The organism is Enterococcus sp. AZ009, from assembly GCF_050548785.1.
GTDB classification, from domain to species: domain Bacteria; phylum Bacillota; class Bacilli; order Lactobacillales; family Enterococcaceae; genus Enterococcus_D; species Enterococcus_D entomosocium.
In genome coordinates this window covers 1,908,863-1,923,277 of the sequence record NZ_CP172960.1, presented here as the reverse complement: position 1 = coordinate 1,923,277, position 14,415 = coordinate 1,908,863, and the positions used below count along the sequence as shown (strand labels likewise).

15 protein-coding genes are annotated in these 14,415 nt (G+C 41.7%); 6 read left to right on the top strand and 9 right to left on the bottom strand.

Annotated elements, in window-relative coordinates:
- Positions 1–103: 103 nt before the first annotated feature.
- Entirely contained in the window at positions 104–724 is a 621-nt protein-coding gene (gene lexA, locus IGJ74_RS09255) for a transcriptional repressor LexA (RefSeq protein WP_005226165.1), read from the top strand.
- A 129-nt stretch (positions 725–853) separates the two neighbouring features.
- The gene (locus tag IGJ74_RS09250; RefSeq protein ID WP_005236082.1) at positions 854–1,066 is read left to right on the top strand and encodes a hypothetical protein; all 213 of its coding nucleotides are present in this window, start codon (positions 854–856) and stop codon (positions 1,064–1,066) included.
- Positions 1,067–1,142: 76 nt separating this feature from the next.
- Here IGJ74_RS09250 and IGJ74_RS09245 read toward each other — a convergent pair whose 3' ends face one another.
- The 7 genes from IGJ74_RS09245 to obgE form a co-directional block, all read right to left on the bottom strand.
- Positions 1,143–1,655 (bottom strand): adenine phosphoribosyltransferase, encoded by a 513-nt coding sequence (locus IGJ74_RS09245; RefSeq protein ID WP_005226167.1) that lies wholly within the window; start codon positions 1,653–1,655, stop codon positions 1,143–1,145.
- An 11-nt stretch (positions 1,656–1,666) separates the two neighbouring features.
- Complete coding sequence (gene recJ, locus IGJ74_RS09240) at positions 1,667–3,967, bottom strand: single-stranded-DNA-specific exonuclease RecJ (RefSeq protein WP_218193561.1); 2,301 nt, start codon at positions 3,965–3,967, stop codon at positions 1,667–1,669.
- A gap of 147 nt (positions 3,968–4,114) precedes the next feature.
- Complete coding sequence (locus IGJ74_RS09235) at positions 4,115–4,552, bottom strand: lipopolysaccharide assembly protein LapA domain-containing protein (protein ID WP_005236087.1); 438 nt, start codon at positions 4,550–4,552, stop codon at positions 4,115–4,117.
- Between the two features lie 12 nt (positions 4,553–4,564).
- A complete protein-coding gene (locus tag IGJ74_RS09230; protein ID WP_016612306.1) occupies positions 4,565–5,353 on the bottom strand; it encodes an SDR family NAD(P)-dependent oxidoreductase in 789 nt (262 codons plus the stop codon).
- Entirely contained in the window at positions 5,337–6,293 is a 957-nt protein-coding gene (gene rnz, locus IGJ74_RS09225) for a ribonuclease Z (protein WP_087664157.1), read from the bottom strand. The genes IGJ74_RS09230 and rnz overlap by 17 nt, the downstream gene beginning before the upstream one ends.
- 72 nt (positions 6,294–6,365) lie before the next feature.
- Positions 6,366–6,941, bottom strand: coding sequence for a DUF456 domain-containing protein (locus tag IGJ74_RS09220; protein ID WP_218193562.1), 576 nt, complete (start codon positions 6,939–6,941; stop codon positions 6,366–6,368).
- 180 nt (positions 6,942–7,121) lie between these two features.
- On the bottom strand, positions 7,122–8,435 hold the full coding sequence (gene obgE / locus IGJ74_RS09215) for a GTPase ObgE (RefSeq protein ID WP_008381892.1): 1,314 nt from the start codon (positions 8,433–8,435) through the stop codon (positions 7,122–7,124).
- A 249-nt stretch (positions 8,436–8,684) separates the two neighbouring features.
- On the opposite strand from obgE, the gene gap reads away from it, so the two are divergent.
- On the top strand, positions 8,685–9,695 hold the full coding sequence (gene gap, locus IGJ74_RS09210) for a type I glyceraldehyde-3-phosphate dehydrogenase (protein WP_042890377.1): 1,011 nt from the start codon (positions 8,685–8,687) through the stop codon (positions 9,693–9,695).
- 50 nt (positions 9,696–9,745) lie between these two features.
- On the opposite strand, the gene IGJ74_RS09205 is transcribed toward gap, so the two are convergent.
- Together IGJ74_RS09205 and IGJ74_RS09200 are read right to left on the bottom strand one after the other, a co-directional pair.
- Complete coding sequence (locus IGJ74_RS09205; protein WP_087664158.1) at positions 9,746–10,696, bottom strand: alpha/beta hydrolase; 951 nt, start codon at positions 10,694–10,696, stop codon at positions 9,746–9,748.
- 177 nt (positions 10,697–10,873) lie between these two features.
- Positions 10,874–11,965: a DUF871 domain-containing protein gene (locus tag IGJ74_RS09200; RefSeq protein ID WP_005236098.1), complete on the bottom strand. Its 1,092-nt coding sequence runs from the start codon at positions 11,963–11,965 to the stop codon at positions 10,874–10,876.
- Positions 11,966–12,147: 182 nt separating this feature from the next.
- Here IGJ74_RS09200 and IGJ74_RS09195 point away from each other — a divergent pair, with 182 nt between their 5' ends.
- The 3 genes from IGJ74_RS09195 (at position 12,148) to IGJ74_RS09185 (ending at position 14,331) form a co-directional block, all read left to right on the top strand.
- Complete coding sequence (locus tag IGJ74_RS09195; RefSeq protein ID WP_008381897.1) at positions 12,148–12,897, top strand: peptidylprolyl isomerase; 750 nt, start codon at positions 12,148–12,150, stop codon at positions 12,895–12,897.
- Between the two features lie 294 nt (positions 12,898–13,191).
- Positions 13,192–13,545: a hypothetical protein gene (locus IGJ74_RS09190; protein ID WP_218193563.1), complete on the top strand. Its 354-nt coding sequence runs from the start codon at positions 13,192–13,194 to the stop codon at positions 13,543–13,545.
- A 594-nt stretch (positions 13,546–14,139) separates the two neighbouring features.
- On the top strand, positions 14,140–14,331 hold the full coding sequence (locus tag IGJ74_RS09185; RefSeq protein ID WP_218193564.1) for a hypothetical protein: 192 nt from the start codon (positions 14,140–14,142) through the stop codon (positions 14,329–14,331).
- The last annotated feature ends 84 nt before the right edge of the window (positions 14,332–14,415 follow it).

The following is a 14,415-nucleotide window of genomic DNA, read 5'->3' as shown; positions in this document are numbered from 1 at the left end:
CAAACTAGCGAATAAAAACAATAGTGTAAAAAGCGAACATTTGTTTGAATATTCGATATACCTATGGTACACTAATGTTATCAAATGAAAGAAGGTGTCAGTTTTGGCAAAACGAACAGAAAATCGACAAATCGAAATTCTTAAGTTCATTCATACCCGTGTCACTGAAAAAGGCTATCCGCCGACTGTTCGCGAAATTGGCGAAGCCGTTCAGTTATCTTCTACCTCAACTGTTCATGGCCATTTGTCCCGACTTGAAAAAAAGGGGTTGATCTTGCGAGATCCTACAAAACCCAGAGCCATTGAATTAACTGCTTCCGGTCTTGAAAAAATCGATGTTCAGCCAGCATCCATTCCGATGCTTGGTGTCGTAACTGCGGGAGAACCGATTTTAGCAGTGGAAGATGCATCCGATTTCTTTCCGATTCCGCCAGATTTAGCAAATAGTACCGGTAGTTTGTTTATGTTGACGATCCGAGGAGAAAGTATGATCAATGCTGGCATCCTTGACGGCGATCAAGTGATCGTTCGCAAACAACAAAGTGCGCAAAATGGTGATATTGTGATCGCTATGACAGATGAAGATGAAGCTACTTGCAAACGATTCTATAAAGAAAAGAATTACATTCGTTTACAACCGGAAAATGATTACTTAGAACCAATCATTTTGCCTGACGTAACGATTTTAGGATTGGTTGTTGGGTTGTATCGACATCTGCTTTGATGCTCAACGAGCTGACTAGGAAATCTTCGTTTTTACGAAGATTTTTTTTCTTTCCTCTTTACAAACCGAACAAACATTCGTATAATAAGTATACAAACATAAGTTCGTATTATTTAAGGAGTGAATGAGATGAAAGCAGTTCGTCGATTTGGTTTTATGTTATGGGTTTTATTGATGGGTATTGTTATTGGCTATTTTGGCGTTCTAAGTGCTGTTCTGATTTTTTGTCCTCTAATGATGCTTTGGTTCATGCTATGGGATGAAAAGAAATTCCGCCAAGCAGAGCGCAAACGTAACCGCCATTATTATCACGATCATGATTTTTATCGTTACGAACCATGATCCTTCCCCTACATACGCCATAAGGCAGAAGAAACAAAAAAGGACTCCTGCGAGTCCTTTTTTTGTTTCTTCTTTTTTAGTATTCCATTAACGTCTTGATTTCAACACCTTGGATTTTATCTCTTCCATGTAAATCCATTAGTTCGATCAAAAAGGCACAGCCCACAACGATACCGCCTAGTTTTTCTACGAGTTCAATCGTTGCTTTGATCGTTCCACCAGTTGCTAGTAGATCGTCACAGATCAAGACACGTTGTCCTGGTTTGATAGCATCGGCATGCAACGTCAAAACATCCACGCCATACTCTTTTTCATACTCTGCTTCAATGGTTTCCCGTGGCAATTTGCCTTTTTTACGTACTGGGGCAAAGCCGACACCTAACTGGTACGCAACTGGACAACCAACGATAAATCCGCGGGCTTCTGGTCCTACCACCATATCGATGCCTTTTTCTTGTGCATACTCAACGATCTGCTGTGTCGCATAACGATACGCTTCTCCATCAGCCATTAACGGCGAGATGTCCCGAAAAATAATTCCCTCTTGGGGATAATCCGGAATACTAGCAATATACTCTTTTAAATCCATTTTTTTTCCTCCTAGACTGTCAACCACTGACGTAGGGTTGATAAATCACTCATTAATAAAAATTCTTCTGTTTTGATCATTTTTTGTCGTTGCTGATACAAATGACTCTCTGTCAGCGGACGAGAAACAGGATCAGCCGTTTTATTCAAAACACCATCTTGTATTGTAACAAATTCCAGCTCAGAAAACACCTGAATCATAAAAATAAGTAATTTTTCTGGAATTTTTAGATAGTTAGCGACCATCTTTAATTTGTAGCGAATATCCAAACGAGGCTGCTGCTTGATCAATTGAAAAAGCCGACCATATTGCTCTCTGGTGCCTCCCCCGTCTAAATAGGCATCTTCCGTCGAGTAAAACACAAACGCAATTCTTGAAGCATGAAGCGCTTGAACGACCTCTTTGATCACAGCAGAATCAGCAGGACAATCTAAAAACGCGATCTCTTGGAACGGACCAGCACAAAATGTATCTTTCACAGCAGCCACCGAGTCGAATAAGATCGTTTGTCCACAAAATCCTTGCAGCTCTCGAGGCAGTTTCTTATTGAAAACGACCCCTAATGTTTCATTTCCCAGAGAGACACCTTGCCGACTCCTTTTCGAACGATAATCAAACAACTGCAGCCCTTCCACTGCAAAGTCATCCAACATCAGCTGCGGTTTTTTGTTGCCATTCCATTCATTGATTGAAAGCTGACCAACGATCGATAGTCGATCATTTTCAAACTCTACTGAGTCTTTTCCAAAACCAAAGCCAATCACATCTAGCTGTAGATTGGACTCATCTGTCATCACTAACTTCAAGTGCTGGTTTTCGGTACCAATCTGGCGGGCATTTTGAGTCGATAAATTGGAAAACAGAAATTTCGGTAACGGATTGTCCGTTCCGAAAGGCGCTAAAACGTTTAAAGACTCAATAAAGTTGATCGATACTTCCGCCAATGGCAGTTCCTCATCGATCGCTAAGGGGATTCCCTGACTAAGATCAATTCCATTTTCTTCCACATAGCGATTCATCTGAGCTTGTAACATGTCCAAATGATCAATCGGGATACTTAAGCCGACCGCCGCATGATGACCACCAAAACTGGTAAACATGTCTTTCATCGTAGCCAACATTTCAAATAGATTCAACGCAGCGACACTTCTACCTGACCCTTTTGCTAACCCATTTTCTTTTTTGGTCAAAACGATCACGGGCTGTCCGGTACTTTGCATGATACGTCCAGCTACGATTCCTAAAACCCCTTCGTGCCAGTTATCACCTACGACCAGATGAACATGATTGGCAGGGTCGATTTTTTCTTGCGCTTCTTTCATGATTTCTTCAACGAAAGTTTTTCGCTGCTGATTGATCGTATCTAATGTCTTGGCTAAGGTTACTGCTTCTTCTTCATCAAATGTGGTTAACAAACGAACAGCAGGATTAGGATCTTCCAACCGACCAATTGCATTGAGGCGGGGGCCAACAGCAAAACCAATATCGGTTTCGTTGACTGTTCGTTTTTTCAATCCACTGACCGTCAACAACTCATTCAAACCAAGCCGATCAGTTTGTTGGATCATTTTCAGGCCATTGCTGACTAGTAGTCGATTCTCATCTGTCAAAGAAACCATATCAGCAATCGTCCCAATTGCAACAAGGTCCAGCAGTTCGACGGGCACTTCTTCTAATAGGGCACAAGCCACTTTAAATGCGACACCGACTCCCGCTAAATCACCAAACGGATAGTTTCCTTCAGGGTGACGGGGATGAACGATGGCAAAGGCTTCTGGGAGTTCTGCAGGAAGTTCATGGTGATCCGTCACGATCACATCGACCCCTTGCCCTTGAGCATAAGCAATTGCCTCATGTCCAGATACCCCATTATCAACGGTGATGATCAATTGCGTCCCTGCCGCAATTTTATCTTTATAGACAGTTATGTTGGGACCATACCCATCTGAAAAGCGATTGGGCAGATAATATTCAGCTTCAGCCCCTAGCAACTCCAGTGTTTCTTTTAATACGGTGGTGCTCGTAATCCCATCTGCGTCATAGTCGCCATAAATCAAGATCCGCTCACCATTTAAAATGGCTTCATGGATCCGTTCCACGGCCTTATCCATATCATGAAAGAGAAACGGATCATGAAGGTATTGCAGATCCGTTGATAAAAAAGCGTCTAGCGCTTCTGCTGTTCGAATATTTCTTTGCCATAGCAACGCGCCGATGCGCTCAGGAATCTTTCTTGCTTGGATCAATTCTTTAAATACAGGGGTAGCTTCGCTATCTTGCGGTAGCACCCAATGAAAATTTGCACGTTTCACCAAATCACTCCTAACTAGGTTATTATAGCAAAGTTTATGTAAAAAGGAAAAACAACGAAAGAAACAATTTATTTTTTCATGTCACAAAAAAGAGCTTGCAGCGAACGATGCGCCGGCAAACTCTTTTCTTAATTGCTCTCATGTATTCTAGGCTTGCGATTCAAAAGACTTCATTTCTTCATCAATCGTTGGCGGCGTTGAGGCGCCTGCAGCACGTGACGAAAGTTGCGCTTCTTGATCGTCGAGTTGTTGCTGCCTAGCTGCTAACTCCGCCTGCTTGTTGATATATTCTCGTTCCAAGGCTTCTCGTTCATCTTGCAGAACTTTCTCGTTATTCGTGCGATAATCCGAGAGCTCTTTTCTCAATTGTTTTAGTTCTTTTTTTTGACGGAACATTGCACTTGTGGAAACCAGCAACAAAATCAATGCGCCTAACAAAGCAGAACCAATAATGACTAAGATCAGTGGCGATTGAATCGTTGTGAAGCCAAAATTGATCGGAACAGTCATATTGTTTGCAACCGCAAATAAAACGATCACTAAAATCAGTAAAATACCAACGATAACACGCCATTGATTTTTCATGGGTTTCAACTCCTATTTTTTGTTGAACATCGTTCCTGCCATATAATCCCCGATTGCAGGAAACAGTGTATACAGTTTTGCTGCCGCCCCTAAAATATGTGGGCGATTGATTTCTCGTTTTGGATGAATCATGGCTTTGACGATCGTTTGTGCCAATTTGTTTGGTTCAAGGACAAGGCTGCCCACCGATGATAAGTAACTACCGCTAGGATCTGCTTGGTCAAAGAATGCCGTTTCGATCGGCCCTGGGTTGACCGTTGTTACGTTAATCCCCAGTGGTTTTAGTTCTAAACGTAAGGCGTTAGAAAAACCAAGTACAGCAAATTTCGTTGCAGAGTAAACTGCGGTCTTCGGCGTAGCTATCTTACCCGCAATTGAAGCAACGTTTATGATATGACCATGCTTTTGTTCAGCCATTTGAATCGCAACTTGCTGAGTCAAAACCATCATCCCAAGTACATTGACTTCAAACATATTACGGATGACCGCAGGATCCATCTCTGTAAACTCTTGAAAGATCCCGTAGCCAGCATTATTGACAAAGACATCGATCTTTCCGACTTTCTCACTGATTTTTTCTAATAAGCGCTCCACGCTTTCAGGATTTGCTACGTCCAATTGAAACGCATACGCTTCTTTGCCGCTTAATTCCATACATTGTTCTTTGACTTTTCCGATCAAATTCGTCCTCCGGGCACAAGTCACGACGATCGCACCACGTTTTGCGGCTTCATAACAGATTTGTTCTCCAAGTCCGGCAGAACCACCTGTTACAACGACAACTTTATTCTCCAAGTTCATCTGATTCTTCCTCTCCGGCAAAAGGGATCTCGACAATATCAAAATCTTTGACGATCAACGTATTCGGAAATACTTCTTTTGCTTCATTTACTAAATTTGTAATATCTTTGCCAACATAGCGCGCGCTGATATGGGTCAATAGCAAACGCTTGGCGTGAGCTTCTTGGGCAACTTCAGCAGCTTGTCGCGTCGTCGAATGAAAATAAGCGCGAGCCAACTTGGCTTCTTCTTTGTTGAAGGTACTTTCATGTACCAAAACATCCGCATCTTTCGCTAAAAGCACGGCGTTTTGACATTTACGGGTGTCACCTAATATTGTCACGATCCGTCCTTTTTTGGCTTGACCTAAAAAATCTGCCCCATTGATTTGACGACCATCATCGAGGGTAACTACTTCACCTTTTTTCAAACGTCCGAAGACAGGACCAGGTTTCAGCCCAAATTCAAGCAATGCTTGCACTTGCAACTCCCCTTGATGGCTTGCTTCGACAATACGATAGCCAAAACTATCAATCCCGTGATCAAGGCGCAGACAAGATACTTCAAATTGCTGATCTTTAAAAAGAATCCCTTCTTCTTCAATCTCAAAAAAATGCAATGGATAGCTGACTTTCGTCTGAGAAATCCGCAAAACGGTTTGAATGTATGCTTTGATCCCCTTGGGTCCATAAATCTCTAGAGGTGTGTCTCCGCCTTGAAAGGAGCGGCTGCTGATCAATCCTGGCAATCCATAAATATGATCACCATGAAGATGGGTAATAAAGATTTTTTCAATCTTTCTCGGTCTAATCGTAGAATGCAAGATCTGCATTTGTGTCCCTTCGCCACAATCAAAAAGCCAAACGGCATTGCGTTCATCTAATAATCGTAACGCAGTGCTGGTCACGTTTCGATGTTTCGCAGGCACTCCAGCACCTGTTCCTAAAAATTCTAATTCCATAAGCTTCTTTCCTTTCATCTCTTTCCAATTTTAGCGGAAAAGAAATCAAGTTGCAATTGAAGCTTGCGGTTTTTATTTCTCGGATTGGCTATCGGATTCATCGTTATGGGAATTTTTCCAATCCTCTTGAACACGTGCCTTGGTGGATTCTTCGACTTTTTTGGCCGTCTCGATCTCTGCCTCGACATCATCGTAGTCAAAACGAGTGATGTCACCGCCTAATTCATTCATGATCAGTTGGTTCAAAGGACGATTGTCCTCTTCATCGGCAATCAATAATAACCCCGTATCGCCTACACCAATTTGGTTTCCGACGTGTTCGAAGAGCATTTGCGCATTTTGGATCTCTTTTGCGTCACGAGTAGCACCGATCATACTACCGCCAAACCAGCCCAACATGATTCCCAAAGGCCCACCTAACACACCAACGAGCATCCCGATCAAACCACCAGTTGATGTCTTATTGTTTCCAGTAAAATCAAGAAAATCCTCGACTTTAAATTGATGCACGCCTTCATTGGTGTGGGTAAGAACCGCCATTTGCTCTCCTTTGATCTTTCGTTGCATATGCATCCGTTTCACTTCAGAAAAGGCTTGATACGCTTTGGCACTAGCATCAAAGTTCATTACAATGACTCGTTTTGACATAAAAATCGCTCCCTTTGGTTTATTTGTTCTTTTCTTTATTTTAACAGTAAATCATTTAAATGAAAAAAGAAACCAAAAAGACTGCTGATCATTGATTTCTTAGAGAAAATCAATGATCGGCAGTCAAAACCAATTCAACTATGAAGGATTTTTTTAAAAAAATGATGTTCTTTTAAACGCTTATTCGACAAACTCAAATTCAAAATTACCGATACGCACAATATCACCGTCTTTGGCACCTCTCGCACGCAATGCTTCATCGACACCCAATCCACGTAATTGACGAGCAAAACGCATCACAGTCTCATCGTGATCAAAGTTCGTCATTTGGAATAGTTTTTCGATTTTCTCACCGCTCAAGATCCAAGTTGCATCAGGATCGCGATCGATTGCAAACTCCGGTTCATCCGATTGGAAGCCGTAATGAACCACATCTTCTTCGATTTCTTCATCGTACAAGAGGAACTCAGGAGTGACTTCCAATAGATCCGCTGTCGCATTCAGCAAGGCATCGATTCCCTTACGAGTGACACCAGAGATTGGGAAAATCATTGGTTCATCCGCGAACTCATCCGTTTTTTCTTTTGCCAGCTGCTCTTTGAAAAGGGCTAGGTTTTCTTCAGCATCCGGCATATCCATCTTATTGGCAACGATGATCTGTGGGCGCTCTAGTAAGCGCAAGTTATGGGTCGACAATTCATTGTTGATGGATAAATAGTCTTCATATGGATCGCGCCCTTCCATGCCGCTCATATCGATCACATGTAAAATGACCCGCGTCCGTTCGATATGACGTAAAAACTGAGTCCCTAAACCAACACCTTGCGAAGCACCTTCGATCAAGCCAGGCAGATCGGCTACTGCAAAACTACGACCATCAGTGGTCGTTACCATGCCTAAATTTGGCACCAGTGTTGTAAAATGATACGCGCCGATTTTTGGACGAGCAGACGAAATCACAGAGAGTAATGTTGACTTCCCAACTGAAGGGAAACCAACTAAACCAACATCTGCTAAGACTTTTAGTTCGAGCTCGATCTTTCTTTCTTGACCGGGTTCTCCGTTCTCTGCTAATTCTGGGGCTGGATTTTTTGGAGAAGCAAACCGAATGTTCCCACGGCCGCCCCGCCCGCCTTTTGCGATTACTAATGTTTGACCTTGCTCAATCAAATCACCTAATAAGGTACCTGTTTCAGCATCACGAACGGTGGTGCCTTGGGGTACTTTGATGTAAGTATCATCTGAGCCACGGCCGTGCATTCCTTTACTCATGCCATTTTCCCCGGGTTGCGCTTTAAAATGACGATTAAAGCGGAAATCCATTAATGTACGCAAACCTTCGTCTACGACTAAAATGACATCACCGCCACGTCCCCCGTCCCCACCTGCGGGTCCGCCGTCTGGGACATATTTCTCTCGGCGAAAAGCAACCATTCCGTCGCCGCCTTTTCCTGCTTTGACATCGATTGTCACTTGATCTAAAAACATGGACATTATTTGTCCTCCATTCTTTTTTTACTACCTTCTATACTTTTTGATTATCAGTTATCTCACTTTAAGTGGTTACTATTTCTCTAATAAGAAAGTCTATTTTATTGTAACGACCGAAACGCCTTTTGTCTATCTTTTCTCATGGGTTTCCGTAAGAAATCGCGAATTCTTAAGGGTTATTCTTTGACAGTCACAGGAAATCGTAGCAAACTTTTAAGTGTACCAGTACACAATCAAAGGAGGAAACAAGAAATGACAGTAAAAGTTGGAATCAATGGTTTTGGACGAATTGGACGTTTGGCTTTTCGTAGGATCAGAGAAGTTTCTGCCGATATTGAAGTTGTGGCAATCAATGATTTAACAAGCCCCGTAATGTTAGCACATCTATTGCAATTTGACTCGACCCACGGCACGTACCCTGGAACTGTTACTGCAACGGATAATGCTATCGTTGTCGATGGCAAAGAGACCCGAGTGTACGCTGAACCAGACGCAAGCAAAATCCCCTGGGCAAAAGAAAATGGCGTCGATATCGTATTAGAATGTACGGGTTTTTACACTTCCGCAGAAAAAGCCCAGGCCCATCTTGATGCAGGTGTCAAACGAGTCGTTATCTCCGCACCAGCTGGTAATATGAAAACGATCGTTTACAATGTCAACTCAGACACGTTAACACCGGATGATACTATCATATCCGCAGGTTCTTGTACGACCAACTGCTTAGCTCCAATGGCCTACTTTTTAAATGAGGAATTCGGGATCGAAGTTGGTACGATGACGACGGTTCATGCGTATACTTCTACTCAAATGCTATTGGATGGTCCTGTAAAAGGCGGAAACTTAAGAGCCGCTCGTTCCGCTGCTGATAACACGATCCCTCACTCAACGGGTGCCGCCAAAGCAATCGGTCTAGTTATTCCAGAATTAAATGGCAAATTACAAGGCCACGCCCAACGGGTTCCGGTCGTCGATGGTTCTTTAACAGAGTTAGTCTCAATTTTGAAAACCAAAGTAACCGCCGATGAAGTCAATGAAGCGATCAGAAAACACACCGTCGATAATCCGTCATTCGGTTACGATGACCGTGAAATCGTCTCTGGAGATGTGATTGGTACCACTCAAGGGTCTATCTTTGATCCGACACAAACAGAAGTAACCACTGCTGGCGATTTCCAACTGGTGAAAACCGTCGCTTGGTATGATAATGAATACGGCTTTACTTGCCAAATGATTCGCTTGCTAGAAGAATTTGCTCGTTTATAAGCTAAAGGTCAAGCAAAAAGTGCCGGTTCTTTTTTAGAACCGGCACTTTTTTATTCACTTGCTGGATGATCGTATTTGTCCAAAAAAGCTGCAATGTTTTCTTTATAAAGGTCTGGATCTGTTTTGTAGCTTTTCGCATGCTCGGCACCTGAAACAACCCACTTTTCTTTTGGTGCATCGGTCGCGTTATACAAAATATCCAGCATCGAATAAGGAACAAACGTATCCGCATCGCCATGGATAAAAAAGATCGGACGCGTATTCTTTTGCAGTTGTTTGACTGCATCTGCTTCACCGAAGAAATACCCCGCTCGGATTTTTGTGACAAGACTAGTGACATTCATCAATGGAAAGGCCGGTAGACCAAACAATTGATCGAGTTGATAACCCAATTCTTCATTGACGTTGGTATACCCACAATCTTCAATGATAGAAGTGACATTTTTCGGCAAGTCTTCCCCACTGGTCATCATTACCGTGGCAGCCCCCATACTGATGCCATACAAAGTGATCGTTTCTTCAGGACCATTTTTTGCGAGTACTTCATCGATCCATTGCAGATAATCCTTACGTTCGTGCCACCCAAAACCAATATAATCTCCTTCGCTTTGACCATGCCCTCGAGCGTCTGGAACCAAGACATTATAGCCTAAATCATGATACATCTTAGCATAGTCCGCCATCGTTTCTGCATTCCCCATGTAGCCATGCGCGATGATCGCCGTTTTTCCTCGATTCTTCTCCTCCGCCGGTAGATAAATGGCGGATAATTTTAAATCATCTTCAGAAGTCAGCTGCCACATCTCACGATTTGCTGGATCTGTAAACCAATTTTGCGATTCATTTCCTGTCTGATTTTCATCCGTACCAGGGGTATCTCCTTCCAAGAAATCTTTTTCTGAAGGAACCACCGCATAATCATAAAAATAGTTTCCTGCATACCCTAACCCCGCAATTGCTAATACAGCCACTCCGATGGCAATCTTCCAGCGCAATTTCACACTTGTCACGTCCTCTTGTTATATAGTTTACATAATATTATTATGGTTTCGTCATTCCTCAAGGAAAGAACCCACTACATAAATTACCGTTTTTTGCTCATGTTTGTCAATCGCAAGCGCCCAAAAAGAAAACCATTGCCAACAATCTTTGTTGGCAATGGCTGATTTTCGTGGTAATTAGTTATTTTCGACCAATTTAAAACTTGACCAAGGTTTCAAAAATTCTAATAAGAATAGTTCCTCATCAGCGATCTTACCAACGACATTGACTCGACCATCATTTTTCATTGCTTTCAAGGCGATTTGCGTCTCCCCTTTGTATTGTCCATAGCCAGCATTATCGATCAAGACATCCCCTCTTACCATATCACGGGTATCATGAGGTGGAAATTCCTTGTCTTTATAATAGATCCGCGTCATCGTTGAACGCAAGATGTATTCCGAACGATCTCCTCGATAGCTGTGCAGATTATCGAAGAGACAAATTCGTTCATCTTCAGTGATTCCGTCAACGACATCGACTCTTAATGTCGGATAATCCGCGTGAAACGCTTCAGCCATTGCTGCCAATTCTGCTTCTGAAGCATAGGCATTTCCAACAGAGATATCATCGATCAAACCCGTCAACACTAAATGTTTGACTTGCGTAGCTAGTGGCAGATCACGATGATCTTCCAAAGAGCATAAACCATCTTGTGTTGGCCATGGACCGAAATCAGCTTCGTGAGAATTCACGAAAGCCATCGTATTTAAATTGTATTTGCGGAATTTTTCCGAACAAAAAACGAAATGGTCGTAGCCCAACCCTGAATAGCGATGAGGATAGAAGTTATGCGAGCCGAGTAAATTTTCAGTATTAGGTGAATAACTCATGATGTTATCCACGTAGCTCGTACCACTGCTCATATTGATTTCGATTTTAATCCCGTAAGGATTACGCGTCATTTTGGCTTCTTCTGAACCAGTAAAACCAATATCTAACCGAACACCGTAAGCGCCCATCTCATCAAAGAAGGATAAATCATCATAAGAAATACCTAGCTGTTCGAATAAACCAGGATTGATATCTACCATGACTTCCATTCCTAACTGATTGGCATAATCCACGACTTGTTTAAAGTCTGCCAAGACTTTTTCTTTGTCATCGTTGATTTGCAGCAAACTGGTAAATACCCGTTTAAAGCCGTATTTGTGTGCCAAGTCTAAATACGCTTTGTCCTTTTCAAACGTTGAGCGCTCTGGATAAATCGATATCCCTAATTTTCCCATCAAAAAAACCTCCTGTAAATTCTATCCGTTTATTATAATGAATCCTCTTTCATTATAGCAAACATCTAAAAAGTGGTCTACACCTTTCCGCCTGTTTCTTTCTCATTCCACAAAATCTGCGCTTTCTTCTATGTCTCTTTTTTGTTATGATTATCATTAAGAAAACTGGAAGGAATGAAAGAATGAAAAAAATCCTATTCACACTGACAGCAGCTGCTAGCCTTTTATTATTAGCTGCTTGTACAGGTTCAAGTACCACCGATCCCTCATCAAGCAATTCGGCAGAAAGCACGTCAACCTCAGAATCCGTTGACTTGAATGCCCTGGAATTGCCGCAATTATCAACGGATGTGCAAGAGAATGAAGCTTTAGTTGAAATGGTGACGGAGGAAGGCTCGATCAAAATCAAACTTTTCCCAGAGATTGCGCCCAAAGCAGTCGAAAACTTTTTGACCCATGCCAAAGATGGTTATTATGACGGATTGACTTTCCATCGTGTCGTAGAAGAGTTTATGATCCAAGGGGGCGACCCTAATGGTGATGGCACTGGCGGAGAAAGCATATGGGGCGAAGGATTCGGCGAAGAATACTCGAACCAGCTTTATCACTTGCGAGGCGCATTGGCAATGGCAAAATCAAGTGCGCCAAACAGCCAAGGCAGTCAATTCTACATCGTTCAAAATGATCAAGACGTATCCGACGGTCTAGCGATCCAACACTATCCTGAAAAAATCATCGAAGCCTACAAAAATGGTGGAACACCACAATTGGACGGTAGCTATACCGTTTTTGGTCAAGTGATCGAAGGCATGGATGTCGTAGATAAAATTGCGCAAGCAGAAACCCAAGACTCTGGCAATGGTGAGAATTCTCAACCGGTTGAGCCAGTGAAGATCGAAACGATCAAGGTCTTACAAGAAGCCAAAGAATAAATAAAAAAACCGCTGAAGTCTCCGATACTCGGGAATTTCAGCGGTTTTCTTTTACTTTTGGTCGCCAACGATTTAAAATTATTTTTCTATCTTTTCTTATTTATTTAGCGTTCCAAATTCCCGTTAAATCAAGTATTTACAACATGATTTACAACTAAATAGGTTTTCAGAAGTTTCTCGGTTTTCTTGTTTTTCATTTAGCAATCACCAAAACAATCACCAAAAATTTAATTTCCTGTTCGCTTTACCGAGAGAACGGATGTTCGTACAATTCAATTAAGGAGGGATAAATGTATGAGTGTTCTAAAACCGTATGAAGACAGAAAAAAATTGAAGTGGATTGGATTCTTCTTGTCAGAGCATACAGCTGACATCGCAAGAATAGATAAAGAGTTGAAGTACACCTGCCCTGCTAAGCCGGAAATGGCAGAAGAAGAAATCAATGAATTCTTGCAAACCGCAGTCACAAAAAGTAAGAAGCTAGCTATACAGCTCAACTACACTGTAGATGATAAATTCATGCCTGATGTTACAGGTATGCTGAAAGGTTACGATGATCTAGGAATTTATTTAGACGACACTCTTGTCCATTATGATGAAATACGAAATGTTGACTATTACTCTGAAGTAAAGTGGTTTGACGTATGAATATCATTACTATGTACGAACAAAAGTATATTGGTCTGGAAACATTTGTTGAGGAGTTTCCTGATCATGTGTCTGAATCACAAGAGTGTATTTTCGGAACTGCTTGTGTTGAATTTTATGTCAGTCTTGTTCTAAAAAAACACGATTTTCTTTACTATATAACACCTTATAATTAAATTTAAAGTAGCCAAAATATGGCTACTTTTTTCAATAATTTGAATAAAATCGTTGACAAGCATATGTATCCGATATATAATATAAGTATAGAAAGGAGTTGAAATTATTGAGGAAACAACGAAGGGAAAAAGAAAAGCTTGAAAAGCAAGAGCAACTAACAATCAAAATTGGCTTAGTACTCGCAATACTAGCCATAATTGAAAAGTTACTCGAACTGCTAGTCAAGCTTCTCAACGACTAGGGATAGGGCGAAAGCCCTCCCTTCCCTTTGATTATATCATAATGAAAGGAATGAATCTAATGTCGAAGAATATGAAAAGAAGGAAAATTCTAAATTCCGCCTTGGTGATACTTATGGTTTTAATCACCATTTCTATCGTAATGAAACTTATTCAACTTTTTTAGGAAGGAGTGCGAGTGTTGACTGAAAAGAAAACATCTGATGCTCAACTTAAAGCATCAAGAAAATGGCAAGAAAAAAACAAGGAACAAATGAAACACGTCCGCAATCGCTCTGGAGCTAAGGGTTACATCAAAAACGCATCTCTTGAGGAATTGGTAGAATTAGAGCAGTTAATCGCAGAACGCAAAAAGGCCCTATCCAATTAAGGACAGGGCTTTTTTGGAAAAATGTTAAAAGTGTTAGCATAATTATCTTAACTTATTCCATGAAATCATGCAACCTATGTTCCA

Coding starts and splice junctions, on each gene's coding strand:
- IGJ74_RS09190 (WP_218193563.1), top strand. CDS start 13,192: ATGAGTGTTCTAAAACCGTATGAAGACAGAAAAAAATTGAAGTGGATT.
- IGJ74_RS09220 (WP_218193562.1), bottom strand. CDS start 6,941: ATGTCAAAACGAGTCATTGTAATGAACTTTGATGCTAGTGCCAAAGCG.
- IGJ74_RS09200 (WP_005236098.1), bottom strand. CDS start 11,965: ATGGGAAAATTAGGGATATCGATTTATCCAGAGCGCTCAACGTTTGAA.
- IGJ74_RS09230 (WP_016612306.1), bottom strand. CDS start 5,353: ATGAACTTGGAGAATAAAGTTGTCGTTGTAACAGGTGGTTCTGCCGGA.
- IGJ74_RS09235 (WP_005236087.1), bottom strand. CDS start 4,552: ATGAAAAATCAATGGCGTGTTATCGTTGGTATTTTACTGATTTTAGTG.
- obgE (WP_008381892.1), bottom strand. CDS start 8,435: ATGTCCATGTTTTTAGATCAAGTGACAATCGATGTCAAAGCAGGAAAA.
- IGJ74_RS09195 (WP_008381897.1), top strand. CDS start 12,148: ATGAAAAAAATCCTATTCACACTGACAGCAGCTGCTAGCCTTTTATTA.
- gap (WP_042890377.1), top strand. CDS start 8,685: ATGACAGTAAAAGTTGGAATCAATGGTTTTGGACGAATTGGACGTTTG.
- IGJ74_RS09245 (WP_005226167.1), bottom strand. CDS start 1,655: ATGGATTTAAAAGAGTATATTGCTAGTATTCCGGATTATCCCCAAGAG.
- rnz (WP_087664157.1), bottom strand. CDS start 6,293: ATGGAATTAGAATTTTTAGGAACAGGTGCTGGAGTGCCTGCGAAACAT.
- IGJ74_RS09250 (WP_005236082.1), top strand. CDS start 854: ATGAAAGCAGTTCGTCGATTTGGTTTTATGTTATGGGTTTTATTGATG.